The 26,200-nt window shown below is 70.5% G+C and carries 23 protein-coding genes and 1 pseudogene; 15 read left to right on the top strand and 9 right to left on the bottom strand.

Annotated features, from left to right (window positions below):
* The coding region (locus ACH4J0_RS40260; protein ID WP_396246163.1) for a transposase at positions 1-176 on the top strand (176 nt) is incomplete at its 5' end.
* A gap of 37 nt (positions 177-213) precedes the next feature.
* Here ACH4J0_RS40260 and ACH4J0_RS40255 read toward each other — a convergent pair.
* Positions 214-599: pseudogene (locus ACH4J0_RS40255) on the bottom strand (transposase); the annotation flags it as partial.
* A gap of 137 nt (positions 600-736) precedes the next feature.
* Between ACH4J0_RS40255 and ACH4J0_RS40250 the strand changes: the two are divergent.
* A complete protein-coding gene (locus ACH4J0_RS40250) occupies positions 737-2,977 on the top strand; it encodes a hypothetical protein (RefSeq protein WP_396246161.1) in 2,241 nt (746 codons plus the stop codon).
* 70 nt (positions 2,978-3,047) lie between these two features.
* Here the strand turns inward: ACH4J0_RS40250 and ACH4J0_RS40245 are convergent, their stop codons facing one another.
* The 3 genes from ACH4J0_RS40245 to ACH4J0_RS40235 form a co-directional block, all read right to left on the bottom strand.
* Entirely contained in the window at positions 3,048-4,226 is a 1,179-nt protein-coding gene (locus ACH4J0_RS40245) for an endonuclease domain-containing protein (protein WP_396246160.1), read from the bottom strand.
* Positions 4,227-4,382: 156 nt separating this feature from the next.
* Positions 4,383-4,988: a helicase associated domain-containing protein gene (locus ACH4J0_RS40240; RefSeq protein ID WP_396246159.1), complete on the bottom strand. Its 606-nt coding sequence runs from the start codon at positions 4,986-4,988 to the stop codon at positions 4,383-4,385.
* A gap of 939 nt (positions 4,989-5,927) precedes the next feature.
* Positions 5,928-6,350, bottom strand: coding sequence for a hypothetical protein (locus ACH4J0_RS40235; RefSeq protein WP_396246158.1), 423 nt, complete (start codon positions 6,348-6,350; stop codon positions 5,928-5,930).
* Positions 6,351-7,937: 1,587 nt separating this feature from the next.
* Between ACH4J0_RS40235 and ACH4J0_RS40230 the strand changes: the two genes are divergently transcribed.
* A complete protein-coding gene (locus tag ACH4J0_RS40230) occupies positions 7,938-8,147 on the top strand; it encodes a hypothetical protein (protein WP_396246157.1) in 210 nt (69 codons plus the stop codon).
* Between the two features lie 78 nt (positions 8,148-8,225).
* Here ACH4J0_RS40230 and ACH4J0_RS40225 read toward each other — a convergent pair whose 3' ends face one another.
* Positions 8,226-8,456, bottom strand: coding sequence for a hypothetical protein (locus tag ACH4J0_RS40225; protein ID WP_396246156.1), 231 nt, complete (start codon positions 8,454-8,456; stop codon positions 8,226-8,228).
* Between the two features lie 440 nt (positions 8,457-8,896).
* On the opposite strand from ACH4J0_RS40225, the gene ACH4J0_RS40220 reads away from it, so the two are divergent.
* Together ACH4J0_RS40220 and ACH4J0_RS40215 are read left to right on the top strand one after the other, a co-directional pair.
* Positions 8,897-9,640, top strand: a complete 744-nt coding sequence (locus ACH4J0_RS40220) for an alpha/beta hydrolase (RefSeq protein ID WP_396246155.1) — start codon at positions 8,897-8,899, stop codon at positions 9,638-9,640.
* Positions 9,641-10,234: 594 nt separating this feature from the next.
* The gene (locus ACH4J0_RS40215) at positions 10,235-10,438 is read left to right on the top strand and encodes a hypothetical protein (RefSeq protein WP_396246154.1); all 204 of its coding nucleotides are present in this window, start codon (positions 10,235-10,237) and stop codon (positions 10,436-10,438) included.
* Between the two features lie 111 nt (positions 10,439-10,549).
* Here ACH4J0_RS40215 and ACH4J0_RS40210 read toward each other — a convergent pair whose 3' ends face one another.
* On the bottom strand, positions 10,550-10,852 hold the full coding sequence (locus ACH4J0_RS40210; protein WP_396246153.1) for a hypothetical protein: 303 nt from the start codon (positions 10,850-10,852) through the stop codon (positions 10,550-10,552).
* 61 nt (positions 10,853-10,913) lie between these two features.
* Positions 10,914-11,141, bottom strand: coding sequence for a hypothetical protein (locus ACH4J0_RS40205; protein WP_396246152.1), 228 nt, complete (start codon positions 11,139-11,141; stop codon positions 10,914-10,916).
* 1,196 nt (positions 11,142-12,337) lie between these two features.
* Between ACH4J0_RS40205 and ACH4J0_RS40200 the strand changes: the two genes are divergently transcribed.
* From ACH4J0_RS40200 to ACH4J0_RS40180, 5 genes are all read left to right on the top strand, one after another.
* Positions 12,338-13,699: an Ig-like domain-containing protein gene (locus ACH4J0_RS40200; RefSeq protein WP_396246151.1), complete on the top strand. Its 1,362-nt coding sequence runs from the start codon at positions 12,338-12,340 to the stop codon at positions 13,697-13,699.
* A 1,102-nt stretch (positions 13,700-14,801) separates the two neighbouring features.
* On the top strand, positions 14,802-15,092 hold the full coding sequence (locus tag ACH4J0_RS40195) for a hypothetical protein (RefSeq protein ID WP_396246150.1): 291 nt from the start codon (positions 14,802-14,804) through the stop codon (positions 15,090-15,092).
* Positions 15,093-15,656: 564 nt separating this feature from the next.
* Positions 15,657-16,097, top strand: coding sequence for a transposase (locus tag ACH4J0_RS40190; RefSeq protein ID WP_396246149.1), 441 nt, complete (start codon positions 15,657-15,659; stop codon positions 16,095-16,097).
* A gap of 13 nt (positions 16,098-16,110) precedes the next feature.
* On the top strand, positions 16,111-16,674 hold the full coding sequence (locus tag ACH4J0_RS40185) for a DUF4291 domain-containing protein (protein ID WP_396246148.1): 564 nt from the start codon (positions 16,111-16,113) through the stop codon (positions 16,672-16,674).
* A 386-nt stretch (positions 16,675-17,060) separates the two neighbouring features.
* Positions 17,061-17,273: a hypothetical protein gene (locus ACH4J0_RS40180; RefSeq protein WP_396246147.1), complete on the top strand. Its 213-nt coding sequence runs from the start codon at positions 17,061-17,063 to the stop codon at positions 17,271-17,273.
* 738 nt (positions 17,274-18,011) lie between these two features.
* On the opposite strand, the gene ACH4J0_RS40175 is transcribed toward ACH4J0_RS40180, so the two are convergent.
* Entirely contained in the window at positions 18,012-18,857 is an 846-nt protein-coding gene (locus ACH4J0_RS40175; RefSeq protein ID WP_396246146.1) for a hypothetical protein, read from the bottom strand.
* A 1,086-nt stretch (positions 18,858-19,943) separates the two neighbouring features.
* On the opposite strand from ACH4J0_RS40175, the gene ACH4J0_RS40170 reads away from it, so the two are divergent.
* The 5 genes from ACH4J0_RS40170 (at position 19,944) to ACH4J0_RS40150 (ending at position 25,664) form a co-directional block, all read left to right on the top strand.
* Positions 19,944-21,608: a hypothetical protein gene (locus tag ACH4J0_RS40170; RefSeq protein ID WP_396246145.1), complete on the top strand. Its 1,665-nt coding sequence runs from the start codon at positions 19,944-19,946 to the stop codon at positions 21,606-21,608.
* Positions 21,609-21,743: 135 nt separating this feature from the next.
* Entirely contained in the window at positions 21,744-23,264 is a 1,521-nt protein-coding gene (locus tag ACH4J0_RS40165) for a phospholipase A2 (RefSeq protein WP_396246144.1), read from the top strand.
* A 565-nt stretch (positions 23,265-23,829) separates the two neighbouring features.
* On the top strand, positions 23,830-24,333 hold the full coding sequence (locus ACH4J0_RS40160) for a hypothetical protein (RefSeq protein ID WP_360334461.1): 504 nt from the start codon (positions 23,830-23,832) through the stop codon (positions 24,331-24,333).
* Between the two features lie 466 nt (positions 24,334-24,799).
* The gene (locus tag ACH4J0_RS40155; protein ID WP_157881831.1) at positions 24,800-24,952 is read left to right on the top strand and encodes a hypothetical protein; all 153 of its coding nucleotides are present in this window, start codon (positions 24,800-24,802) and stop codon (positions 24,950-24,952) included.
* Positions 24,953-25,202: 250 nt separating this feature from the next.
* Positions 25,203-25,664 (top strand): hypothetical protein, encoded by a 462-nt coding sequence (locus ACH4J0_RS40150; protein WP_046386069.1) that lies wholly within the window; start codon positions 25,203-25,205, stop codon positions 25,662-25,664.
* A gap of 313 nt (positions 25,665-25,977) precedes the next feature.
* On the opposite strand, the gene ACH4J0_RS40145 is transcribed toward ACH4J0_RS40150, so the two are convergent.
* Positions 25,978-26,175 (bottom strand): integrase core domain-containing protein, encoded by a 198-nt coding sequence (locus ACH4J0_RS40145; RefSeq protein WP_396246162.1) that lies wholly within the window; start codon positions 26,173-26,175, stop codon positions 25,978-25,980.
* Positions 26,176-26,200 lie beyond the last annotated feature (25 nt).

The following is a 26,200-nucleotide window of genomic DNA, read 5'->3' as shown; positions in this document are numbered from 1 at the left end:
AAAGGCGATGGGTGGTCGAACGAAGCTTGGGGTGGATCATGCAACGCCGCCGTCTCGCCCGCGACTACGAGACCCTCCCGGCCAGCTCCGAAGCCATGATCCACATCGCCTCGATCGACAACCTCACCAAGCGCATAACGGACGAGACCACACCAACCTGGCGAGGAACTTACTAGAACATAAAGGGCAAACTACTCTCACCAAATGCCCTCTGAGCACGCGGCAGATCGGCTCGACGCCGCCGAAGCGGCCCCGGTGCTCGTCGATGAACGCTACGAGCGCAGGTGTGGCCGGTCGAGCTCGGCCGCGAAGAAACTCGCCGCGGCCTTGAGGATCTCGTTGGCGCGCTTGAGTTCGGCGATCTCCTTCTTCATGGCCTTGATCTGCGCGGACTCCTCCGTGGTCGTGCCCGGGCGCTGCCCGGAGTCGACCTGGTCGCGTCGCACCCAGTTGCGCAGGGTCTCGGCGGAGCCGATGCCCAGTTTCTCCGCGACGGCCCGCAGCGCGGCCGACTCGTTCGGGTAGTCACCGAGGACCTCGGCGACCATGCGCACCGCACGACGGCGCAGCTCAGGCGGGTAGGAGGAAGGACGTGCCATGACTCGAATCCTTACACGAAATCGAGTCTCCACCGAACCCGGGGCGGTTCACTGAGAGGCCATTTCACGCCACCAACCACCGACAGGTCACATATCTGGTTCTGCGGATTCGGTGCCGCCATGGTGGAGAGCGGGCGATGATGGACATCGGCGAAGACACGACCGGAGACTGGATGACGCACGAGGAGAACGCCGGGCAGGCAGGCACACCGCGAGAGTGGGAACTGCAGCCGCCTCATCCCGTCGGAACATCCAGTGGTCCCAGCATCCCAACGCCCCGCTCCAACGATCCGTCTGGGGAAGCTGGTAGGGCCCCCGTCAGCAACCGGGTCAGCGACAGTGTCGTTCACGGGAACGTGATCCAGGGCGGGGTCGTGCACATTCACCCTGGCCCCGTTCAAGGAAACACCGTCGATGGCGGGCGGCGGCTCGGAAAGCCGATCAGGCAGTGGGACGCACACGACCTGGAGGTCCACCCTGCCAGCGCTGGCCGGAAAGGGTCCGGGCGGCTGGACGGACGGCAAGTCGGCATCATGCCGGGCTATGTACACCGAGCCCACGACCAGGAACTGGACAGCGCCGTACGCGACGTCATCGAAGGCCGCAGCCGGATGGTGGTCCTGGTCGGTTCGTCCTCTACCGGCAAGACCAGGGCATGTTGGGAGGCCGTCCAGCCGCTCGCCGACCAGGACTGGACGCTCTGGCATCCCTTCGACCCCACCCGCGCCGAGGCCGCCCTCGCGGACCTCGAACGAGTCGGGCCGCGCACGGTGGTGTGGCTGAACGAGGCCCAGCACTACCTCGGCCACCTCCAGGCCGGCGAGCGCATCGCCGCCGCCCTCCATACTCTTCTCACCCGCCCCGACCGTGGGCCGGTCCTGGTCCTGGGCACCCTGTGGCTCGAGTACGCCAACGCGTATACCGCCCTGCCCCGCCTCGGCGAACCCGATCCGTACAGCCGGACCCGCGAACTCCTGACCGGTCACACCCTCACCGTCCCCGACACCTTCGACCGGCACGCGCTGGACACAGCCCAAGCCCTCGCTGGCGACGGCGACCGGCTGCTGGCGGACGCCCTCACCCGAGCCCGGGACACCGGGCGCCTGGCCCAGGACCTCGCTGGTGCCCCCGAACTGCTTCGCCGCTACGAGCAGGCCGACCCCGCCGCCCGGGCCCTGCTGGAGGCCGCCATGGACGCCCGCCGCCTCGGCGTCGGCCTCCACCTCCCCCAGACCTTCCTCACCGCCGCCGCCACCGATTACCTCACCGACCACGACTGGGACCAGCTCACCGACAACTGGGCCCAAGCCACCTACGCCGACCTTGCCCGCCCCGTTCACGGCAAGCAGGCCCCCCTGCGCCGCGCCAACGCTCGCCCCGCTCGCCACCAGCCAGGCAGCCCAGGAACCGCGCCTGCGCACGGCCCGGCTGCGGAGCCGGCGTTCCGCCTCGCTGACTACCTTGAGCAACATGGCCACCGCTACCGCGAACGGCTGTGCCCGCCCGCCTCCTTCTGGCACGCCGCCCACAGCCATCTCACCGAACCCGGTGATCTGGAGGTTCTCGCACATGCCGCCGCGGACCGGCGCCGCTTCCGCATCGCCTACGGGCTGTTCCGGCGAGCGGAGGAACTCGGCAGCGATGTCAGACTCCACCTGGCCGACGTTCACTTCGAGATCGGAGATCTGCGGGGAGCCGAACAGCTATATCGCGAGGCGGTAGCGGACGGCCAGCACGCCGCCCTCGACCTCCTGGGCAACGTGCAGGAAGAGCTCGGGGATATCGCTGGCGCCGAACAGACGTACCTCGCTGCCGTCGAAGCGGGCATCGAGCACGCCGATTTCGCCTTGGCTTTCTTCTGGGAAGGCGTCGGAAACCTAGAGGGTGCGGAGCGCATCTTCCAAGCCAAGCTGGACGGCGGCCATCCGTACTCCGCGTTCCACCTGGCGCGGCTTCGGGCGGCCTCCGGCGATCCGGCAGGAGCCGAACAGATATACCGGGACACGCTTGGCCACATCGGCCCGCGCGCGCAGGTTGATCTCGGCATTCTCCGAAACGCGGCCGGAGACATGGAAGGCGCCGCACAAGCCTTCCGCGAAGCCGCCGCCGCAGGCGACGAGGCCGCCGCGATTTACCTCTCTGAGCTAAACCAATCACCCCGGAATCTGCAGACTGTCGAGCGGGAGTTCCTCAACGCTGCCGGCACCGACCCCTCCCTGCTGAACGAGCTGGCAGCACTGCGCACCGCAGCAGGCGACGCCACGGGCGCAGCAGAGCTGTACCTGAACGCCGCCAACGCCGGCAAACTTCTCACCACCACCCCGTGGCGCTACGGACTGGAACCGGACGGCACCCCCTCGCCACCCTGGACACCCTGATCAAGAGGTACGGGGCAGGCAGCAGCGGGCCCAAGTCCTTTGCCGTACAGACCTGTTCGTGCCCTGGCGCTCAAAGCACCCCGGACTCGACTGTCCGGGCCAGGATGTGCTCTGCCTCAGCCGCCGTCAGACGTAGGCAGGAAGAGCTTCTCTGCCCGAAACAGCGGACCGTGCATTCATATCCGCTGTCGGCGACCTCGGTGACCGACACGCACATGTGCATCGGCACATCGCATCCCTGAAGACCGCGTTCGAGGTGAAGGTGGCGGCGCAGCGCGGCGAGTCTGTGGTGCGGTGGCAGGGTGCGGTGGGTACGGCAGCCGTTGCAGTTCAGGAGGTGCTGCACGCTGCCTTTGCGGGCGAGGAACTCCTTGCCCTGGCCTTCCATGGTGTTGCAGCTGCCGCACAGGGGCCCGCGGATCAGGCCGTGTTCGTGGCAGTGGTCCCAGGCGGCTGCGGGCCGGGCCGGTTCGCATATCGCGCACAGGAAGTCCTCGGCCCGCGGTCCGCGTTCTCGTACGCCCGCGTAGGTGGCTCCTGCCAGTTCCTGCTGGTAGCGGCGCAGTCCTGCGGCGGCGCAGGCGGGGCAGATTACCTTCCAGCCGCTGGTGGTGGATGTGTGCCAGGTCGAGTCCGTGCTGCGCGCGCCGCAGGTGCCACAGACGCGGCTGCCAGCAGCCAGCGCGGTCTCGGTCTCCTCCCACTGGTCGAGGATGAGAGCAAGGGTGCGGGGGACCAGCCACGTGTCGTCCGACCAGACCAGCGTGGGGACTGGAAGCATGCAGGCGATGGAGTGGTTGGCGCAGCGCTGGAGCAGGCCCTCGGGAGTCAGGCCGCAGGGCAGTCCCCACCCGTCGGAGCTTCGCCGGCAGAAGGGTGTCCCGCACGGGCAGCCGTTCTTCATCCGCGTAACCGCGGCCGCGTGGTCGACCCAGCGGCGGATCCGTTCTCTCCAGCCCGTGCGAGCAGGTGTCGCCGGCTTGGGCTTGCCGGGACTGTGTGGTCGTGGGTCGACGAGGTCGCTGGCGTCCCAGGGCAGCGCGGCGATCGTGCGCCCGGCCGAGCGGACCTCGGATTCGTCGAACTGCCACCGGTTTGCGAGCTTGTGGGCACGCACCGGCACATGCCCGAAGAAGACCAGATCGTGCTCGGCGAAACGCTTGCGCTGGAACTGCTCCGGCACCATCGGGACCAGGCAGCCGCGCATCTCCTCGGCCAAGCACTGCACAGCCAGCTTTTGACTGATCATCCGACCAGCCTGCCATCCGGCTCTGACAACGGGCCCGGGTGATCGGCTGCTCCGGTCTGGTGGTGCAGCTGCGAGGCTTTGCCGACTGAACCGGGTCGTGACCGCGGGTCCGGGCGCCTCTTCCCGCAGCAGGCTGCGGGTCGCTTCCGTCCTTCGTCAGTGGGGCTGTGGCGGGGAGGCCGTCTGCCAGGCTCCGAGGGCGTCGAGCAGCGCGGTCTGCTGGGCGGTGTGCCCTCCGGTGGCGGCGAGGCGGTTCTGCTTGCGCAGCCAGGATCCGGGGCGGAAGTGGGGGTCGCTCACGTGGCCGGTGCGGTTGGCCGGGCCGATGAGGCTGCCGCCTTCGGCGAGGTAGGCGGTCAGGCGGCGGTAGGAGCGGTTCCAGTCGGGCTCCAGTTGCCAGAGCGGGTCGAGGGCGTCGAGGGCGTGGTGCTGGTGGTCGGTCAGGCCCGCGGCCTTGCGCTGGCGGCGCATCCAGGCGCCGATGGCGTAGCCGTCCAGCGTTTCCTTGGCGGGGATGGCGAGGTGGCCGGTGCGGGCCGCCCAGGCGCGGGCGTAGGCGTGGCCGCGTTCCCAGGCGCCTGCGTTCTTCGACCAGATCATGCCGAGTGCGTCGAGTTCGGTGATGCGGGCGGGGGCGAGTTCGCCGCAGCCCTTGAGGTGGCGCTGGCGGGTGATCCAGCCCATCAGGGGGCCGTCGTGGTCGGGGTCGGTGGGGTCCAGATGGTGGTGCTCGGCGTGGAAGGCGGCTGCTGCGGCGTACATGCGCTCCCCTGCAGATTCGCACCGGGGCGCAGCGCGGGGCGCGGCACGGGCCCCCTGAAACGCACGGGGATGTCACCGTGAACCGGTCTCGGACGTCACCTGGCAGACGCGCGGGAAAGAGGCTGGACACACACCACGGCATCCGGTCCTAAACCCCCACCACCAGGCGCCTGGAATCCCGCTCCTAATGTCACAACGACCACCAACCCGCTACCCGCTCCCACCGGCCAACAATGACCGGTCCCGGCACCCTCCCGAACTCCGAGACCCAACACGACGAAAACAACCAGAACCGGCACCGGAAAACAGCGCAGACCTCCGGCGATGGCCGGGGCCTGACGACCCATCGAAAGGGCGGGGTGTCGCCTACGGCGCCACCGAAAAAGAGCGGCGCGGGCATGGCCGGGGGCCTGACAGCCCCGGCGGGTACTCAGATCGAGCACCCGTCTCAAAGAGCCCCAGGGCAGCCTTCCCGGCCGGACGCCAAGGACGACGCCCCGCGTTCCAGATTTCTGAAACGGACCCGGAGGGCCGGCAAGACGGGGCACGAGCCCAGCGAGCAGGACAGCCGAGCCGGGCGCAGCGGGACCGCCCTGGCGGCCCCAGCGCCGAGGTCCTCCCAGAGGCGCCTGCGGCGCCCCGGGCAGATGCCGGCCAGCCCCGCGACGGGGGCGCGCAGCCGCCCTTCCCCAAGGCCTCACCCAAGGACGGCGCACCCGCCTCCTGGACGGCGGCCTGACGGCCACCCACACCCCGGACGCCGGGCACCGAGACGACGGGACGGCGGCACCGCCGCGGGGAGCAGCCGCCCCCGGCTCCATACGACGCGCGAGGCATCAACCGACGACGTCGACCAGGCACAGCGACCCAAGCGACCCGCACGGCCGACGACAGCCCCCAGACGGCGCGGTGGGCTGCCCGGCAGCTCACCGATAACCGCTACCTGCCTCCCCAGACGGACAGGTAGAGCACGAGGGGGACCAGACTCAGCAGGACACCGATCACCTTGCCGATCGGGCCGCCGTTCCTCCGACCGGCAAGCAGCAGCACGACACCGGACGGGAAGACAGCCACGAAGATCGGCAGCGGGGTCAGCAGGAACGCGAGGGAGAGCATGATCTCGATCCCGAACTGTAGCCAGCCGACGACAAGGCATGCCACACGAAAACCCCAACGCCCCGGCACCGCCAGGGGGATCAAGGTACTGAAGCCGGCCAGGCACCACATGACCAGGGTTTCTCCGTCAGCGCCTGCCTCACCCGTCACGTACGCGACCGCGTAGATCAGCCACGAGGCACCGGCCCACGCGGCGAGCCCCCATGGCCGGGGCTCGGCGTAACGCGACGACACCGATCCGGTCATCATCCACCCCCAGGGATGCTTTGAACGCGTTCAAGTTCATTGAACGCGTTCAAAGTAGCACCGCCCCCCACCCCTTGAAGACCCACCCCCCTCCTGTGGACGCAGCGGTGCCGGCCATGAGGCTTGTCACGCGAGGCACCCCCGCCCGGCCCGCCGAGGATGGCGGCACCGAGCAGGACCGCGAAGTGGCGGACTCCGACAATCAGCCAGGCGGCCTCGCGCCGACGGCGGCGAGGACGGCGCCCAGACCCGCACCCGGACGGCGGCCCGCGGCGGGCGCCATTTCATGGCACGCGCGAGGCATCAAAGACCCTCAGAATTCGCGGGCAAAAGCCAGCGGAAGACCCTGGCGGAAACGCCAGGCTAAAACGCCCCCTCGAAACCACCAACAGAACGATCCAGGCACCCCGTCGAAAACCAGCTAATTCCTCGCCCCGACACCCTCACTCTCTACCACATGACATGCCCACGCCGAACACGCACAGCAACCAAAACCAGCCCCGACAGACACCGGCGCTGCGGTCGGCCGACTGGTCCAGCCGACCCCGCCAAAATCTCCCAAAACACCGCAAGCACGGTCCCTGCTACTCCAGCAGGTCACACCCGGGGGAAGGCACATCAGCACCCGCGAGAGGAAAGGGACGTAGCCCCCACCACAAGCCGCGGGTTAGTTGGGTAAAGACATCATGTGTCCGCCGAAGTGCTTTGGCGGAGACCTTGTTCACGAGTGCGAGGAGAATGGGGATGGTCGATCCGTTGGAGACTCAGTGCCCTCAATGTCAGGCCAGACCTGGCGTGATGTGTGGTGGTCGAGCGACGGTTCACCCAGTTCGGGCGGGTGCCGCCCGTCTCGGACCCGCAAGCGCCCGTACCGGCTCCCACAGCTCCGGCCGGCTGTTCCCTTCCGGCCCAGCGGCCTGGGAGAGGGGCTTTGAGCGTATGGAACCGGACTGGCCGGACTTCCTTGCGAGCCCCTTCAATGGGGGGCAGTTGAGGTGCTGTATGGCTTTTCCCGACCAACGGGCCGGATGTCCGGTGTGCGCGCGGGACTGCTGGCTGTGCGGCGCCCGTACCGGTCGGCCGTGCCGCGAACACCCAGGCGTCCGGCGTATCCATCAGATCGCCCACGGCGTCCGACGCTGGAAGCTGACCCCCGAGGCATCCCACGCCTACCGGACAGCCCTCGCACGCGCCTGCCCACACTGCGGCGCAGTCGCTGGCGGACTCTGCGTCAACGCCGGCGCTGGTCCCCGCACCCCACGGCGAAGCCCGCACGCCTCGCGGTAGAGCGGCTCCCGGGTCGGAGCGGCGAAGCGGGGCAGCGAGCAGATCCACTGACGGCCAGGCTCCAGACGTCCCACCGGCCGGGTTGCTCTACAGCTTGCCGTACAAGGTGCCCTACGAATTGCCCCACGAGTTGCCGTACGAGTGGCCCCACGACTTGCCTCGCCCGCTGGTGCCCCACAGACAAACACCGCAGGTCAGCATGGTGGTCAAGGGGGTGTGAGTCCGCCGACTACTCCCCTGTGGACCCTTCGGTGTTCAGGGACTCCCACCTGCCACCCCTTGGCTGCCACACTGGCGATCATGACGAACTCCGAGCGGCGCCCGCTGTGGCGTCCCTTCTCCGAGTCCCCCGCCGACCCGGCCGCCGTCCAGGCCTCGCCCACGGCCCGGCTCACCGCGGTGGAGCGGGCCCCCTTCCTCGAACCCGTAGAGGCTCCGGCCCCGCGGGTCCCCGGCACCCGCCGCCCACTGGGCCCCGGCGCCCTGGTCACCCCGGCCGCCGACAGCTGACCACCCAACACGAAGGCGTCGGCAGGGACAGTTCGCTGTCCCTGCCAACGCCTTCGTCACGCCTTCCCGCTCAGGGGGTCACCAGTCCACCCGGGGGCCGGTGTAGTCGTCCCTGTAGGCGTCGGCGGCCAACTCGTCCGGATCCCGGCGGCCGACGAACGGCGTCGCGGCCGCAGACCGGGCCGCGCCCTTACTGACACACCGCTCCCGGTTGTGCCTGCGGCGCTGCACCTCGTCCCAGCGCTCCGGCAGGCGATGACGGGCATCGCAATCGACGCCACCGCAGTGGATCCCTTCGGCGCTACTCATGGATCCCACCTCTCTGGTGAAGGATGGTGAACGACGGCGGGTCGCCCCCATCGACGCTGGGGGCGACCCGCCGTTTGAGTGAGCGCCACACTACCGGCGACGCCCGGGTGGCAACGGCTGGCTTTGTTCGCGAGAACCCGACAGCACCTGTACACGAATTTGGGAGGCGTCGGCGGCGCGTCGTGTTCGATGTTCATCAGAACCGACAGCACCCCCAGCGCGCCCCGCCGTCTCCGTGGCATCCGGCCACGGAGCCCACGTCAAAACCCGTTTGGCGGACCACGGCGACCACTGCTAGGTTTCCGGAGGCCGTGCGAGAGAACGAGGAGGTGGTACCCGTGAACGCAGTATCGACATGGGTGCTCCCCTCCGGGGTCACGGTCGGACGATAGGTCGTCGTCCGGGAGCGCCATCTCTGAGCACTCCCGAAAGGCACGACCATGCACTTCACCTCTGAACAGCGTTTCGACGACGACGTCGTCGAGCGCGAGTTCACCCTCGGCGAGATCCCCGGCATCCTGTGGACGCCCACGTCCGCCTCCGCGTCCGCACCGGCGCCGCTGATCCTGATCTGCCCCCCGCCGCTCGGACTGAGCAAGATGTACCCCCGGCTGGCGGGGCGGGCCCGGTACTACGCGGCGGAGTACGGCTTCGCCTCGGCCACCATCGAGCTCCCCGGGAGCGGTGACCGGCCCCGTTGGGCCGCCGCCGACCAGGCCCGCGCCGAGCTGCGCCGGGTAATGGAGGCCGGCGAGCCGGTCAGCGGCGAGATCGTCGACGCCCTGGTCCTCCCGCTGGTCGAGAAGGCCGTCCCGGAATGGCAGGCAGCGCTCGACGACCTCCTTGCGCTGCCCGAGCTCGGCGGCCCGGTCGGTTACGAGGGGGGAATCATCTCCATCGGCGTCCGGCTGGCGATGGTCGAGCCGCGCATCGCGGCCGCCAATCTGTTCGCCGGGAGTCTCGTGCCCGCTGCCATCTTCGAGGACGCCCGGCAGGTCACCATCCCGCTGCACGTCCTGCTGCAGTGGGACGACGAGGGGAACCCCCGGCAGGCAGCCCTGGACCTGTTCGACGCCCTCGGCTCCAAGGAGAAGACCCTGCACGCCAACATGGGCGGGCACACCGGCGTCCCTCAGTACGAGCTCGACGCCGGGGCCCGCTTCTTCACCCGGCACCTGAAGTGAGGCCGGGCCGTCAGGCCGGCACCAGACGGTAGGCGGTGCCGGCCAGGACCCCGCTCATGGAGGACAGGCCCCTGCCCTCCTCAGTTCTCTACACCGCGGGCCCCTGCCAACTCGGCAGGGGCCCCGTGCTACCCGAAGCCATGAAATGTTCGATTTCTGCAGAGCTTCGAGTGCTGCCCAAACTCGTGTACAAGTGCTGTCGGTTCTCGTGAACAAAGCCAAACGGCCCACTGTCAAGCGCGACGCACGGACCGAGGCACAGCGACAGTCGAGAGGTCGTCCTGGAGGACGCCGCGTCGTAGGCGCCGGCCTGGCCTTCAGTCGCGTTGTGGCGGCCGTCACCCGAGGTGGTTCCGCAGGCCGGAGGGGGTTGACCGGCCGCCAGAACGGTGTAGTGTCCGCCGACTTCGCGGTAGCCCTGATGTTGATCGCCCGCGTTGGTGCGGGTTCCTGGACGGACTTGACCGGCGGGCTCGCTCTCCTACCGTGCGGTGCCACGGACCCGCCCTGGCCCTGCCTGGGGCACCGCGACACAAGACGTCATCGTGCGCGGCCGCGTCCGTCCAGCCACCCACGACTCGGAGGGGAACCATCATGACCACCCGCGCTTCACGGCGGCGCCCGGCGCCGCGCACCAGCAGGTCCACCCGGCGGTCCCAGGCGCCGGCGCAGCCGGAGCGGCCGGCCTGGCGCGATCCGGGCCGGATGCTCGGTTCGGTGCTGTCGAACACCGGCGCCGGGGCGATCCTCGCCGCGCTGGCGTTCCTGGTGCAGCACGTCGAGGTGACCTGGCGCTGACGTCCGGTCGGGGGCCGGTCCGCGGCCCGCTCGGGGGTTCGGGTGCGGACCGGCCCGTCCAGTGTCCGCGGGCGGGCGGCGCGGTGCCGCCCGGGTTGGTCCAGGACGGTGTCAGGGGGTGTCCCCGTGCCAGTCCCAGCGGCGCGGGTCCGCGGGCCTCGGCTGGTAGTGCGCCCGCCCGCCGGCCCCGTACTGGCCGATCTCGGTGGCCAGCGCGGCGCCGTCGACGAGCTGGTCCTCGTCCCAGCCGGTGACATCCAGGAGGAGGCCGTCGAGCGGGCCTCCGACCAGCTCGCGGTACTCGTGCCCCGGCCGGGGCCCAGGGTTGGGGTCGTCATGGTCGGCTCCGTAGACCCGGCCCCGCAGCAGCGCCTCGTCGTCCATGGTGGCCAGCATCCCAGCGGGCACCGACATCACGGACGTGAGCCAGGGCGCCGATGCCGAGCCGCCCGGCGGCGATGGCCGCTACGTCTGGCTACCACCAGGCCGGTTCGACGTCGGCGGCCTGGCCGTCGTCCTCGTCGCGGTCGGCGGAGCGGTCGCCGGTTTTCAGGGCCTTGGTCTCGTCCCGCCACAGCTCACTGATGCTCTGCCCCGGAAAACCGTGATCGTCCTTCGCCAGCTCCCGCGCCTGAGCCTGACGGAATGCCGCTCCCAGGTCCTCCTGGTAGGGCCCGGTTTCCGCCCATCCACTGCCACCCACGCAAAACCCTCCCTGGTCACCCGTCCTGGCTGCGCCGCACGCTAGCGGTCGCCGCTGACAGGGCCGACCGTTCGACGACCCCTGTGTGATCAGGACTGGCCGGTCAAACTTCGGTGAGACCCGTCAAACTTCGGCGAGACGGGACAGCTGCCCTACAGGCCACACAGCCCCACAGGCCGCCCTACAGACAAGCGCCCCTACCAGGGCGAACACGGGCCCTGCCTCACAACCCCCACAGGGCATACCGGACAAGGCGGGGCATGTGGGATCACAGAGCACACAGCCCGCCTCACAGCCTCGCAGGCGGCCCGCAGCCAGGCTCACAGGCCCCACAGCCAGACCCAGAACGGCCCACGGCGGCGCCCCGGACGGCGGGACGCCGGCCCCGGGACGGGCCATCAGAGGCGGAATGCAGGAGGGGCGGGACGGTGGCTTATGTAGGTCCACCGGTTCTGTCCGTTGCCCGCTGCCCAGGTAGTACTCACCCACGCCGCGGTCGTCACTGACAACAGGCGAGGGAGGGCTGCCCGACGCTCCGGCTGCGCTTCGTTCCTCGTGCCGGAACCGCGGACCTGTCCCAAAGAGTCGGGGCCGGTGACCCCGGCGGAGCGGAAGACGCCGTCCTCGCCGAAGCGACTGGTCGCCTCGCGCCAGCCCTCGGGCGCGCGGTAGTGCTTGCCCGGCAAGGCGACGGAGATCTGCGACTTCTGCCGGTCGAAGCACCGCCAGCTCCGCCGGGTCGCCGTCCGCATTGACGGCGGCCATCGCGTTGACGAACGCCAGCGGGCACGGTCGGCCGGGCCGCTCGCCGCGCCCGGAGCGGGGTGTTCACCTGGACAGCCCGATCGCTCTGCGCCCGGTTCTGTCCGTGTGCGGGATTCTCTCGCCTTGCCGAGCCGGTACCTTGCGTTCCATCGCTTTCCAGCCCACGGCCGGCGGGCCCATGTGGAGCGGCAAAGAAGCCGGGTATCGGCGAGAGTTCGCGTTTCGCCGTTCGTCTCAGCCGTCCGAGTCACCCGCGTGGCGTGGTGCCTGATGGCGGCCGGGTCCGGCGATGACGATGAGTGTCGGCAGGCCGGTGAACGCCGTGTGCATCTGCCCGCGAACCACATCGTCGAGCTGGCCCGCGCGGCCGACCGCCTCCCGCGAGAGCGGGCCGACGGCTGCGGGTCCGGCGCCTCAAGGAGGAACCGCACGTGATCGCCTCAGACGATATTGCCCGTACACGAAGGACGGGAGAGGGGCCGACGCCCTCCCTCCGGTCGAGGAGCGCCCGCCGCGGCCGGCACGTACTGGCCGCCGGCACCCTCGCCCTGGGGATGTCCTTCGCGCTCGCCCCGGTTCTGGCCACGCCCGCCTCCGCGGCCGGCACCTGCGTGACCACCGGCAGCCTGGTCACCTGCACGTTCAACTACACCGGCGCGGCCGACTCCTTCACCGTCCCCGCCGGGGTGACCCAGCTTGGCTTCGACGCCAAGGGCGCCTCCGGCGGCGCGTCGGCCAGCGGAGAGACGGGCGGTGCCGGTGCCGAGGCCATCGGCACCCTGGCCGTCACACCCGGCCAGACCCTGCAGGTCAACGTCGGCGGAGCGGGCGGTAACGGCAGCAGCGGCTCCGGGGGCGTTGGCGGTTTCAACGGCGGCGCGGCCGGCGCGGCGAGTCTCGAGGGCTTTTCGGGCGGCGGCGGCGGCGGAGCCTCGGACGTTCGTTCCGGCACGTTCGACCTGGCCTCACGGCTGGTGACGGCCGCGGGCGGCGGCGGTGCCGGCGGGGGCGGAACAAGCAACTTGCCCGGGGGTACCGGCGGCGCCGGCGGCCAGTCGGGTGTCAACGGAAGCAACGGCGGCAGCGACGGCACCGCCCCCGGCGGCGGCGGCGGTGGCGGCGCGACTCCCACCACACCCGGCGCAGCCGGTACCGGCGGCAACGGAGACGCGAGCCCGGGAACACTCGGCACCGGCGGCGCCGGCGGCACCGCGCCCTTCTCCGGCGGCGGCGGTGGCGGCGGCGGCGTCTACGGCGGCGGCGGTGGCGGCGGCTCGAACACAGGTGACAACCAGGAAGGGGCCGGTGGTGGCGGGGGTGGATCGAGTGCCGCACCGGCCGGCAGCACCTACACCACCGGCGCCAACAAGGGCAACGGCGTCGTCATCCTCACCTACACCCTTCCCAAGGCCGGCGCCACGACCACCACCCTCACCTCCAGGCCGAATCCCTCCAAGCAGGGCAAGCCGGTCACCCTCACGGACATCGTCTGCCCGTCCCCCAACACCGCCGGCGCACCGACCCCCACCGGCACCGTCACCTTCGCCTCCGACGGCACCCTCCTGGGCACCGCGCCGCTGACCCCCGGCACCAACCACTGCGCCGTCGCCACGCTCACGGTCAGCACCCTGACCGCCGGCACCCACGTCATCACCGCGACCTACTCCGGTGACGCCAACTACCAGTCCAACTGCGGCACCCCCGAAACCCTCATCCAGACCGTCAAGAAGAAGTGCCACGAATGGGACTCCACCCTGCCCGCCGGCAAGGACGACGACTGCTGGAACGACTGAACAACAGCTGAACCGACCAGCTGGCATCTCAACCGCGCGGCCGGATCCCACGCCCAGAACGGGCGCGGGATCCGGCCGCCGCCACATCTGCGGCAAGCCGAGCTCACGCCGAGTGAAGAACACCCGCCAGCCCAGCACGTCCAGATCTCTTGCTCTGGATCGCACTGCTGGAACGTAGCAAGGACTTGTCCGAAACCGGATAAGTCACCCAGACGACCGACCACCACCAAGCTTGATGGCCCGCGCGGGGCACCCCCGCCTGGCCCCGGCGAGGACGGCGGCACCGAGCAGGACGCCGAGGGGCATGACGTGACGAGCAACGAACGGGACGAGCGCGGCGCAGCAGGCCAAGGCCGGCCCCCCGTGCGGACGGCACCCGGGACGGCGGACATGGACGGGCGGGCCAGGCCTCGCCCGCACCGGACGGGGACGGCGGCGAGCAGCACGACGCCCTGGGCGGCCCGGACGGCGGCACGCAGGGCAGCCAGCCGGACATCGACGAACAGCCCCCACGGCAGGCCGCCGACATCCGATCTGACAGGATGACAAACCGGTGCGCGTCACAAACCATTGCCCGTGACGCGCACCATCCGGCTCCCGAAAAGATCCGCCGGAAACCCGGCAGAAAACACGCTGCGAAAACATGCCGGAAGCGCAGGAAAACCATCAGGGAACAAGAACACCCGGAAATTCCCCGCCTCTGATGCCTCACTCCCGATCACATGGCATGCTCACGGCGAACACGCACGGCAACCAAGACCAGCCCCACCACCTCGACCAAAACAGGGGCGCGGCCACCACCGGACCAGTCCGACATTGGTCCAGCCCAATTCTTCTAAAACCCCCTAAAGCACCCAAAACTACCAACCCACCCGCCCACAGGTCACACCCCGGGGAAGCAGCGGAGGGACGGCAGGTGACCAGGCGGGCCGCCTCATGTCGCCCCGAAACGGTCATATCCTCCGAATATGGGCGACAGATGCGCTTGGTGCGGGGACGTCCTGCCGAGCGGACGGGCCGCCGGTACTGCCCACGCCCGCGTCCCTGCCGCCAGGCCGCCTACCGGGCCCACAGGCGCGCCAAGGCCGCGATCCGCGCGCGCGTGGCCCTGCTCCAGATCAGCCAGGAACTCCAAGCACACGCACTCGCCCTGGACGAGCTGATCGCCGAAGCGCTCCACGCGCAGCAAGGGCTGCCCGGCGCCCACCGCACCGCGGCGGCCGACTTCCAGCAGCTGATCCGCGAGCTGGTCCGGTGCGCGGTGATCGCCGACCGCAAGGCCGGCGCCACCCGGGCCACGATCGGCAAGGCGCTCGGACTCAGCACGGACGCCGCCCGCGCCCGCTACGGCAAAGTCCGCCTCCTGTGGCCACCACCCCCAGAACCCACCTGACACGGCGTCGCCCGACGGACGCGGCGCGGCGCCGACCCCTCACCGGACGGCCCCGCCGGACGGCTGCCAACCCAGCCCGCCGCAGGCGCCGCAACCTCGCCGCCCGCCCCCCACCCACCCACAGGCCCAGAAGAGGTTGTCAGGGTTTCATCGGGGCCCGTCATGCCGTTTGAGCTGCCGGTTTACCCGTGCGCGGGTGGACCGGAGGGGACCGCATCCAGGACCCCATCCAGGCATCCGGACAGGCCCCCATCCAGGCCCTCATCCAGGCCCCCATCCAGGCCCCGACCGGATCGGACAGCACCACCCTCAGACGGCGCCCCGGGCGAGCGAGCCCCGAACGACGACCACCAAGCCGAGACCGGCCGCCGGCGTCGACGAGCATCCCGCCGACGAGCAGGCTCCATCCGCTCAGGCCGCCGATGTCCTGCTCGATCCAGGCCGGCATCGGGCCGTGGCACTCGATGGTGACGGGATGGGGGCTAGTACTACAGGGATAGATCTTGGTTCGTGAGTGCGGCAGGATGGTCGGCCGTGAGTGCACGAGGCCGGGCTGGCGATGAGGTGACGGCGGAGGACCTGGCGGTCCTCGATGCGGAGTTCGGGGCGGTGTGTGCCCGGATCGAGCCGCTGTTCTACCGGCCGGAGTCGCGGGCGCATGCCCGCGGCTACCTGCGGGGGCTGCTGGCGCCGCTGGAGAAGAAGAACGGCTGGACCATCGCCGAGTTCACCGGCGCGCCGGAGCCCAAGCGGGTCCAGCGGTTCTTGAACCTGACCCCGTGGGACGCGGACCGGCTGCGTGACCTGCTGGTCGGCTACGCGATGGAGCATTTCGCCGATGAGCGTGCGGTGCTGATCGCGGACCCGACGGGCTTTGCGAAGAAGGGCCGCAAGTCCGCCGGGGTGCAGCGGCAGTACTCCGGCACGCAAGGTCTAGCCCCAGCGCCCGTCGGAACGGGCCCGCACGCGGTGGGAAACCGTTGGCGGCACCCGCACGGCGGATGACAAGGTGCGGGGCATGACGCCGCAGCATCAGATCCGCGCCGACTACGATGCCCGGACCATCGTGGTCTACCAGGCGTACTCATCCGCGATCGCCGACGCCGCACTGCGGGCGGGACGCTTCGTCACCCCGTTCTCGTTCCAGCGGATGACGTGGATCAAGCCCTCGTTCCTGTGGCTGATGCACCGCAGCAACTGGGCCCGCAAGCCAGGGCAGGAGCGCGTCCTCGCAGTGCGGATGACACGGGAAGGCTGGGAGCAGGCCCTGTCCCAGGCCATACATACGACCGCGGACCCAAAGGCAGTGGCTCAAGCCGCCGTGCACCTTCAGTGGGACCCCGAGCGCTCGCTGCGTGGAGCGGCTCTGAACCACTACAGCATCCAGGTCGGAATCGGTCGCCACCTGATCCGCACGTTCGCCGAAGAATGGGTCGTCGGCCTCACCGACCTCACCCCGCAGGTCCACAAGGCCGCAGCGCTCGTCCGAAACGGACGCGCCGCCCAGGCGCAGCGACTCCTGCCCGCAGAGCGCGTCTACCCGATGAGCCGGACCGTGGAAGCGCACCTATCGCCGACGTAGATCACAGTCGACCAGCAACGCCGATCTATCCCTGTAGTACTAGGAGATCCAGCCTCGGCGGAGCAGGCCGTCGCCGAGCTCGGTGGTCCCCTGCCGGGCGGTACCGCCAGCGACGATCGATGGCGTCCGGGTACTGGTGAACCCTGCCGACGTCCCGCCGGCCGGGTTGCTCTACAGCTTGCCGTACGAGGTGCCCTACGAATTGCCTCACGACTTGCCGTACGAGTGGCCCTACGACTTGCCCGCCCGCTGATGCTCCGCAGAGAAACACCGCAGGTCAATGCTGGTGGTCAAGGGGGGTGTGAGTCCGCCGACTACTTCCCTGTGGACCCTTCGGGGGTTCAGGACACCCACCCGTCACCCCTTTGACTGTCACACTGTTGATCATGACGAACTCCGAGCGGCGCCCGCTGTGGCGTCCCTTCTCCGAGTCCCCCGCCGACCCGGCCGCCGTCCCGGCATCGCCCGCGGCACGGCTCACCGCGGTGGAGCGGGCCCCCTTCCTCGAACCCGTAGAGGCTCCGGCCCCGCGGGCTGTCCCCGGCACCCGCCGCCCACTGGGCCCCGGCGGCCTGGCCACCCCGGCCGCCGACAGCTGACCACCCACCACGAAGGCGCCGGCCGGGACAGCGAACTGTCCCGGCCGGCGCCTTCGCCACGCCTTCCCGCTGAGAGTCACCAGTCCATCCGGGGGCCGGTGTAGTCGTCCCGAGGTGGTTCCGCAGGTCGGCGGGGGTTGACCAGCCGCCAGAACGGTGTAGTGTCCGTCGGCTTCCCCGTGGGCCCTGACGCTGGTCGCCCGCGTTGTCGCCGGGTTTCTGGGGGGGCCTGACCGGCGTGCTCGCTCCCCTACCGTGCGGTGCCACGGACCCGCCCCGGCCCTGCCCGGGACGCCGCACCACTGCACGTCATCGTGTGCGGCCGCGTCCGTCCAGCCACCCACAACTCGGAGGGGAACCATCATGACCACGCGCACTTCACAGCGGCGGCGCCCGGCACCGCGCACCAGCAGGACCACTCGACGGCCCCAGGCTCCGGCGCAGCCCGAGCGGCCGCAGCGGCCGGCCTGGCGCGATCCAGGCCCGATGCTCGGCTCAGTGCTGTCGAACACCAGCGCCGGGGCGATCCTCACCTCGCTGGCCTTCCTGGCGCAGCACATCGAGGTGACCTGGCGCTGACGCCGCGTCGTCACCCAGACCGGAGCATGTTGGCCGGGCCGTCCAAGATGCCGCCGGGCCCCAGGTAGGCAGGCAGGCAGCGGCCTCCTCCGCCGGTCCGGGCGCAGGTCGAGGGCTGCGGGCTCCGCTCACGTGTTCAGGCCGGGCCGGTGACCGGTGTCAGGGAGCGACCGGGCCGCCGATCTTGGTCCAGGCGCCGTTGGCGCCGGTGTACTCGAAGACGCCGGAGTGGTCGGGGCTGACGCCGTAGAGATGGTCGTCGGTGGCGGCGAAGGTGGCGCCGGGGCCGCCGATGCGGGTCCAGGTGCCGCGCCCACGGTCGTACTGCTCGATGTCGCCGGTGGTCAGGTCGGTCGCGTAGAGGGTGGTGCGGCTGGTGAAGATGCGGTCGGTCGCACCGCGGACCTGCTTCCAGCTGTCCCCGGCGCCGGTGTACTCGAAGACGCCGAAGTGGTTGACGCTCACTCCGTACAGGTGGTCGCCGGTGGCGGCGAAACCGCTCCCCGGATTCCCGATCCGCGTCCACGTGCCGCGCCCACGGTCGTACTGCTCGATGTCACCGGAGGCCGGGTCCGTCGCGTACAGCGTCGTCGCGCTGGTGAAGATGCTGCCGGCGGCGCCGCGGACCTTCGTCCACGCGCCGTCCTTGCCGGTGTACTCCTCGACGGCCGCGTGGTCCGGAGTGATCCGGTACAAGTGGGCACCGGTCGCGGCCACGGTGGGGCCACCCGGTGCGGCCGCCGCTGCCGGGGGCACGCCGCCGGCCGGGGACGAGGGTGCGATCCGCCCGGGTGTCGGTACGGATGCCGCCGGGCCCGAAGCGGACAACGGGCTCGCGGCCTCGCCGGAAGGCGTCACCGCCGCGGTGGCCGGGGATCCGGGCAGGGACGAGGACGGCAGGTTCAGGTCGGACGGCAGGGACAGTCCGTTCGGCGAAGCGGTCACAGCCGGCGCGGCGGTGTCCTCGCCGTGCCGGGGCTGCTGGTTCTGGTTCGCGACCACCACCGCCGCGAGCAGCGCCAGCAGAGCGGCCCACTGCGCCGGGGTCCGCCAGCGCCTCCAGCCGCCGCGGGTGTTCGGTCGGGAACCGTCCGGTGCGCCGGCCGGCCGAGAACCCGACGGCCCAGCGGTGGAGGGGGAAGCCGGGGTGGCAGAGGGGCGGGATCCGGCGCCGGTCCCGGCGGGGGGACGGGGGGTCTCGGTCCCGGTGCGGGGAAGGAGGTCGGTTCCGGTCCCGGCGGGGAGAAGCGGGTTGGTTCCGGTCCCGGCGGGGAGAAGCGGGTTGGTTCCGGTCCCGGCGGCAGGATCGAGGGTGGCCCCGTCCGCAGGTCCGGCGCCGGACTGCGAACCACCGGTGACCTCCTTTCCGGGGACTGTCCGTGCCCTGTCCCCGGACCCGTCGCCTTCGAGGGCCGGCTCCTCGTGGGCGGATTGTTCGCTGGGCGGTCCGGGCACATCCTCGCTGGTCAGTGAATTGTTCGCAGGTCGTTCGCCGCCGGGCGCGGCTCGTTCACGGCCGGGAGACGAGGCCGGGGCCGACGGCGGCGCTACCGCCGCGGACGACAACTCGGTCTGGGCCCGCAGCGCAGCGTTGCGCCGCCGGCGGGCGGTCTGGAGCTCGGTCTCCCGCTCGGGGGCGTGAGGGAAGCGGTCCTTGATCAGTTCCTCGAGCCGTTCCCACGGAATGATCTTGGCGCCGGAACGGTACTCGCTCCACACGCTCTTCACTCCTCCGTACTGCGCGTGCAGCTCGTCCCCCGTGCGGTCGGCGGTCAAATCCCGCACGTACCGCGCGAGCGTGTTGGCCTGCTCGGTGCGCCCCCTCAGCGGCCCCTGCCCCCGCCCCGCTCTGCCCACGGTTCCCCCTCGCTCATGACCGTCCCGTGCACGAACGTTCGCCCAAGTTCGCAACGTTCGCCGAAGTTCGCCGAAGTTCGCCGAAGTTCGCTTGACTTTGGCCCCGCTGACCTGCGGAGACAGCCAACACATCCCGTTCGCCGCTGACGCACAATCACATCAGGTTCCACCGTGGTGATCCACCGCTTCCGCCAATCCCGGCAGCGGCCCCGCCCACCACCCGAAGGAACCGCCATGCGCCGCACACCGCGCCCTCACCCGAAACGTCTGGCCGCGCTCACCGGCCTCGCCCTCATCGTCGGGGCCGCCGTCCTGCCCGCACACGCCGACAGCACCACGCACGAGACCACCGACGTTCTGCCCCGCTCCACCGGTGCCATCGGCCACGGTGCCACCCCGGGCGGGCAGGTCACCCGCGACCAGATCATGGCCCGCGCCGAGGACTGGGTGGCCAAGCAGGTGCCGTACACCCACGAGGGAGTCCACGGCCAGAAGTACGACTTCTGGCAAGACGATCCCACCGGCGGCCCCTACCGGCAGGACTGCTCCGGTTTCATCTCCATGGCATGGCAGCTCGACAGGAGCCGGAGCACCGACGACCTGTCGGACGTCGCCGAGAAGACCACCTGGGAGCAACTGCAGCCCGGAGACGCACTGAACACGACCAGCGGCGGACACGCCATCCTGTTCGCCGGCTGGACCGACAAGGCCAAGGGCGTCTTCCGCTACATCGCGCAGAGCCGACGGGGAGTGCCGACCATGGCTGCCTCCGCCAACCGGAACGACCAGAAGATCGCCGGTCACGACGCGTCCGGCTACCAGCCGCTGCGGTACCGCAAGATCTCCGAAACCCCGCCCGCGCCGGCACCCGCGCCACAGCCTCCGGCACCCACACCCGCGCCCGCACCGGCCCACGAGGCCGCCTCCTCGCCGGCACCCGCCGCCACACCGTCCGCACCGTCAACGTCGGCACCCGCTCAGAGTCCGGCACCGTCGACGCCGGCACCCGTGCCTGCGCCGGCACCCGCGCCCGCAGACTCCGGTACCAGCGTCGCCGCGACCGGCAGCCGCCTGTACCGGATCGCCCCGGACCACACGGCTGTCGAGGAGTACACCGGCAAGGGCGACACGTGGGTGAAGGTCCGCGGCGCCACCAGGGCCATCTACACCAGCCGCAGCACCCTCTACGCCACCGACCGCACGACCGGCGACATCTGGCAGTACGACCCCGCCCGCAAGAACACCGGCGGCGAACCCCACCAGGCCGGCGTCGACGGGCCGTGGATCCGCATCGGCGGCCCCGGCGCCCAGTTCGCCGCCACCGCCGACCGCCTCTACGGCGTCAGCCCCGACCACACCGGCCTCTACGAGTACACCGGCACCCCCGGCGTGTGGAACCGGGTCCGTCTCGCGGGCACGGACCGGATCCTCACCAGCGCCGGCACCCTCTACGCCGTGGACACCGCCGCCACCGCCGTCGGCGGCGACATCCACCAGTACGACGCCGCCAGCGGCCGCTGGACCCGCATCGGCGGCCCCGGCGCCCAGTTCGCCGCCACCGCCGACCACGTGTTCGGCGTCAGCCCCGACCACACCGGCCTCTACGAGTACACCGGCACCCCCGGCGTGTGGGACCGCGTCCGCAGCACGGGCACCGACCGGATCTACACCAGCCACAGCACCCTCTACGCCACCGACCCGGTCACCCCCGCCACCCCCGGCGACATCCGGCAGTACGACCGCGAACACCGCACCTGGACCCGCATCGGCGGCCCCGGCGCGAACTTCCTAGCCACCGACACACACCTGTACGGCGTCAGCCCCGACCACACCGCCATCTACCAGTACACCGGCCGAGGCGACGACTGGACCAAGATCAGCGGCCCCATCGCCGCCTGACCAGTCCGGCCCTGAAGGCCCGTGACCCGCCACCAGCCCGCGTCCGCCGCCACCAAACCCGGCCGGCCGCCGGCGCTCGCGTCCGCCACGTCCCGCACGACCGAACACCCGCCCGCCCATCCCAGGAGGCACACCATGAAACTCCGACTCCCCGCCCGCCCCCGGCGCGGCCACCCGGCCGCCGAACACTCCCCCGAACCGTCGCCCACGCCGTGGACGCCGGCCCGGATCGTCCGGCTGCTGTGCCTGGTGATCGCGGGCGTCCTCGCCCTCGGCATCTCCGCCAACGCCGCCACCGGCAAGCGTGCCTTCACCACTCCCCCCAACCCGGTGGCCGTGTTCGGCGACCTCGTCGCGACCAAGGACAGCGCCTACGGCCTGGCGAAGGACCCCTCTGCGGTCTACCGGTGGGCCGGCAGCCAGGACCGCTGGATCAAGATCGGTGACGGGGCCGCCCGCATCTACGCGAGCGAGGACACCGTCTACGCCACCGACCCCGGCAACGGGGACATCCGCCGCTACGACTCCGCCACCGATTCGTGGACCCGCATCGGCGGCCCCGGCGCCGACTTCGCCGCCACCGCCAAGCACCTGTACGGCATCAGCCCCGACCACTCCGCCGTCTACGAGTACACCGGCAGGGGCGACACCTGGACCAAGGTCGGCGGACCGGCCGACCGGCTCTACACCTACACGGGCGAAACGCCCGCCATGAAGCTGAACCCGAAGGTCGTCCCGGGCACCCCCTCCGACAGCCCCCTGTACGCCACCCAGCACGGCACCGGCGACATCTACCGCTACGACGGCCACGCCACCGCGTGGACCCGCCTGGGCGGCCCCGGCGCCGAGTTCGCGGTCACCGACAACAACCTCTACCGCCTCGCGGCCGACCACTCCGGCGTGGCCGAGTACACCGGCCCCGGCGACAAGTGGAAGGCCGTGCGCGCCGAGCGCACGGAGCACCTCTACGCCGCCAACACCCTCTACGCGACCGACGGAACGGGCGGCATCGTCAAGTACAACGGACACCCCAACCGGTGGAACCCCATCGGCCAGCCCGGAGCCGCGTTCGCCACCTCCGGCGACCACCTCTACGGCCTCACCCCCGACGGCTCCGCCCTCTACGAGTACACCGGCAAGGAAGCCGTCTGGACCAACCACGGAGCGGCGCCCGCCCAGCCCGCCAGCCCGGAAGAACGCAAAGCCCACCTCAGGGAACTGACCCAGCCCGGCCCGGCCGCCACCGAGGCCTGGAACCAGGAACGCGCGGCCCACCTCGCGGGCAAGCCCGACCGCTACCAGTTCAACTGGGACACGAACTACTGCAACTTCCCCGCCATCGACAAGAGCCCCGTCTTCGACTTCGCCACAGCGTGCGCCCGCCACGACTTCGGCTACCACAACTTCAAGGACCTGCTCAACCTGGACGACCTCGCCGCCAACCGTGAAGGCCAGGAGGCAAAGCACCGCGTCGACGTCGTCTTCAAGGACGACATGGACAACTCGTGCGACACGAGCATCGATCGCCTGTCCTGTCGGGACAGCGCCAGCGCCTACTTCCTCGCCGTCGAACACTTCGGCTCCACGAGCCAGATCCAGCGCTTCGTTCCCCCCGTACCGTCCTTCACCTGGCACAACCCCCTCGGCTGGATGTGACGCTCCCAAGCCCCGCCCCGCCGGCCACGCAGCCGGCCGGGCGGGGCGCACCGAGGCGCAGGCGGGCCGTCCGCGGCCCGCAACCAGCTCGCCACCCCGCCACCTTTGAGGAGACGCCCCCGTGCGCAGTGGTCCGGGCCTGTTCGAGATCGCCGCTGTGGCCGTCCCGATCCTGTGGCCGTTCTACCGCCTGGCCCTCGGCCACCACCGCGCCGCGCTCCAGGGGCGGGCGCTGCCGATGGGCCGCGGTTGCGGCGGCTACGGCTACGGCTACGGCCGCATGAGCGTCATCGCCGCCATCCCGTCGGCGCGCCCCTCCACTGGTGGGGCTGAGACCGCGGCGTCATCCGCGGCCCGAGCGAAAAGGGGCGAACGCGGGCGAGGACCATCCAGCACACGCGGGACACCCGGGGGCGGACGCGGGGGCGGGCGGCCCCGGCGCCCGCGAGCTGCTGCGCCGCCGCGCCGCTCCCGCGCGCCCGTAGCGCTCGAACCCAGCGCGAACGCCCTGTTCCACAGCCATCAGAACAAACCTACGCTGCATCAAAGCCCAAGGAGCGAAACCGTGAAGGGACATGACATCGCGCGGCTGGCAGGACGCCGCACCGCACTGCGATACCTCGCCCTGGGCACCATGGCGAGCCTGGTCGCCGCGTGCACCGGCAACAAGACCGAGGCAGGCAGCCCAAAGAAGCAGGCCCTCAAGGCCTTCGCCGTGGGCGAGTGGGATTACCAGTCGAGTGCCGGACACCAGGGAGTGCTCACCATCACCACGGACGGCCGGTGGTCCACCACCCAATGGCAACTCGCCGGCCAGTGGGAACTCGACGGCACCCACCTGCGGGTTCGGTCGTACGACGACGACGATCCCTTCGTCGTACCGGACATGACGCAGAGCGTCGAGGACGGATTCACCGGCCAGTACAAGCTGAACGGCGGCTGGTCCAGCGACATCGGGCGCACGGCCCAGGCCACCTACAAAAACTCACAGCTGACCCTCCACTTCCCCACCTACGACGACGGCGGAAAGGGCAACGGCCTCACCGTCACCTGCACCCGACGCACATGACCCAGGCCCCTGGCCCCGGTGCCGCCCGCCCCGGCGGGCAGCACACGGCCGACGCCACCCAGCACCCAGCCGCCACCGACACCCCGGGCAGTTGAACCAGGACGCCGCGGGCGCCACAGCCGCAAAGGGCGGCTGGCCGCCCGCGGGGGCCGAACAGCAAGCCTGCTTCTGCAACGCATACCGCCCGGTGCCCACCACACCCGCGGCTACACCAGCACGGCGACCGGCCCCACCCCGCGGTCGCCGACGCCTCGACCCCGGACGCACTCACACCACCGACAGCGTCCCGGCAACAAGCGCCCGTTCCGCAACTCCCCTCTACAACCGGTCATTGGACGGCTCATTGAGCCGAGAACGGGGCACGAAAACCTTCGCCTGGTTTTAAAGACTCATGGGCGACGGGCGCCTTGACCGGTGTCGTGTACTCACTGACCACTCAAATCCAAGCCAGCCAGAGGAGACAATCGTGTCTGACTTGAAAGGACCGTTCGGTAACGGCAACCACACCAGAGCATTCCTCACCGGACTTCAGCTCGGCAACAGCGGATGTGGCTGCCTGATCTTCATCGCCCTGATCGTGATCATCATTGCTGCGGCCAACGGGTTCCAGATGCACTAAGCCCAGGCGGCGATGGGTCCGGCGGGGGGCGAAGAGCAGTGAGACCTCGTCGATGTTCCCGCGCGAAAGCCGGTGATCGAAACGATCCGCAGCGGAAAGCGTTGACCGCGTCAAGGGACCGTGGCTGGCCAAAGAACGGGAGGGAATAAGTCCGTCCGGACATGATTGCCTTCGTGAGGCCCCGCAGGACTGCGACGGTGGACGGCCTGTCCGCGCCAACCGGGCGCGGACGAGATCAGGGAGCCGCACCGTGATCAAGAGACTTCCCGTACTTGCCGCAGCTGTCGGCCTGCTCCTCGCGCCCCTGGCCGGTACCGCGTCGGCTGAGACCACCACCCCGGCGAAGCCCGCAGTGGGCTCCGCCGTCACCAGCGGAGTGTGGAACACCGCCACCTACAACCCCGACGGAAACACCAACACCGTCGAGATCAACCAGTACGTCGGCAGCGACAACCACCACTACGTCACCGGCTGGCTCTACGCCGGGAGCAGCAACGTCGCGTTCTACTACGACCAGTCCTTCGACGGCGGCCGGACCTGGAACAGCTTCCTCGACCGGCGGTACGTGGGCCCTGGCGGCTGGTACACCCTGCCGACGAAGTACGACGACGGAGGCGTGTGGTACCGCGCCTGCTCAGCCGCCGAGTGGGCGGGGAGCCCGTACGCGAACCCCCAGTGGGGCTACAACATCGCCTGCACCAACTGGTACTGACCCCGATCCCGGGACGGCCCGCCGAATCCGGCCGGCCGTCCCGGCTGGCCAGGCGCCAGCCCGGCGCTGATCGAAGCACCCACCCGGGTTCAACGACACACCACCCCGCCGGACACGGGGCCCCACCTCGCCGTCCCCGGCGGCCCAGCCGCGTACGGCGAAGGCCGCCAGGGCGCCGGGCAGGGCCCGCTCCAACCGCCAACAGGTCACACCCCGGCCCCTCCCGCCGTACCACCCGAACATCTCCAGCTCTGGAATGATCGACATGAGCCTGCTGGGGAAGGTGTGGGGCTCGAAAAGTCATCGTTGCAGCTCAAGCCGTGTATCGGTACTCGTTGATGACGCCGCCGAGGATGTGGGTGCGCAGGACTCTGCGGGTCTCGAGGTCGTTTACGACAGCGGGTTGCCCGTTCGCCTGGGGCGGTCGTTGGTCTCGGGATTGGTGAGGCCGGTGCCGGTTGTAGTGGTTCTGGTAGTCGGCAAGGACCTGTCGGGCGTGGGCCTCGTTCATGATCAGAACGTGGTCGAGAGCCTCG

The organism is Kitasatospora sp. NPDC017646, from assembly GCF_044329365.1.
In the GTDB taxonomy this organism is placed as follows: domain Bacteria; phylum Actinomycetota; class Actinomycetes; order Streptomycetales; family Streptomycetaceae; genus Kitasatospora.
Note: the sequence above shows the minus strand (reverse complement) of the source record. Positions and strands in the feature narration are given on the sequence as shown.

Coding starts and splice junctions, on each gene's coding strand:
- ACH4J0_RS40230 (WP_396246157.1), top strand. CDS start 7,938: ATGACGAACTCCGAGCGGCGCCCGCTGTGGCGTCCCTTCTCCGAGTCC.
- ACH4J0_RS40240 (WP_396246159.1), bottom strand. CDS start 4,988: ATGTACGCCGCAGCAGCCGCCTTCCACGCCGAGCACCACCATCTGGAC.
- ACH4J0_RS40185 (WP_396246148.1), top strand. CDS start 16,111: ATGACGCCGCAGCATCAGATCCGCGCCGACTACGATGCCCGGACCATC.
- ACH4J0_RS40225 (WP_396246156.1), bottom strand. CDS start 8,456: ATGAGTAGCGCCGAAGGGATCCACTGCGGTGGCGTCGATTGCGATGCC.
- ACH4J0_RS40245 (WP_396246160.1), bottom strand. CDS start 4,226: ATGATCAGTCAAAAGCTGGCTGTGCAGTGCTTGGCCGAGGAGATGCGC.
- ACH4J0_RS40220 (WP_396246155.1), top strand. CDS start 8,897: ATGCACTTCACCTCTGAACAGCGTTTCGACGACGACGTCGTCGAGCGC.
- ACH4J0_RS40180 (WP_396246147.1), top strand. CDS start 17,061: ATGACGAACTCCGAGCGGCGCCCGCTGTGGCGTCCCTTCTCCGAGTCC.
- ACH4J0_RS40145 (WP_396246162.1), bottom strand. CDS start 26,175: ATGAACGAGGCCCACGCCCGACAGGTCCTTGCCGACTACCAGAACCAC.
- ACH4J0_RS40210 (WP_396246153.1), bottom strand. CDS start 10,852: ATGTCGGTGCCCGCTGGGATGCTGGCCACCATGGACGACGAGGCGCTG.
- ACH4J0_RS40215 (WP_396246154.1), top strand. CDS start 10,235: ATGACCACCCGCGCTTCACGGCGGCGCCCGGCGCCGCGCACCAGCAGG.
- ACH4J0_RS40165 (WP_396246144.1), top strand. CDS start 21,744: ATGAAACTCCGACTCCCCGCCCGCCCCCGGCGCGGCCACCCGGCCGCC.
- ACH4J0_RS40250 (WP_396246161.1), top strand. CDS start 737: ATGATGGACATCGGCGAAGACACGACCGGAGACTGGATGACGCACGAG.
- ACH4J0_RS40170 (WP_396246145.1), top strand. CDS start 19,944: ATGCGCCGCACACCGCGCCCTCACCCGAAACGTCTGGCCGCGCTCACC.
- ACH4J0_RS40235 (WP_396246158.1), bottom strand. CDS start 6,350: ATGACCGGATCGGTGTCGTCGCGTTACGCCGAGCCCCGGCCATGGGGG.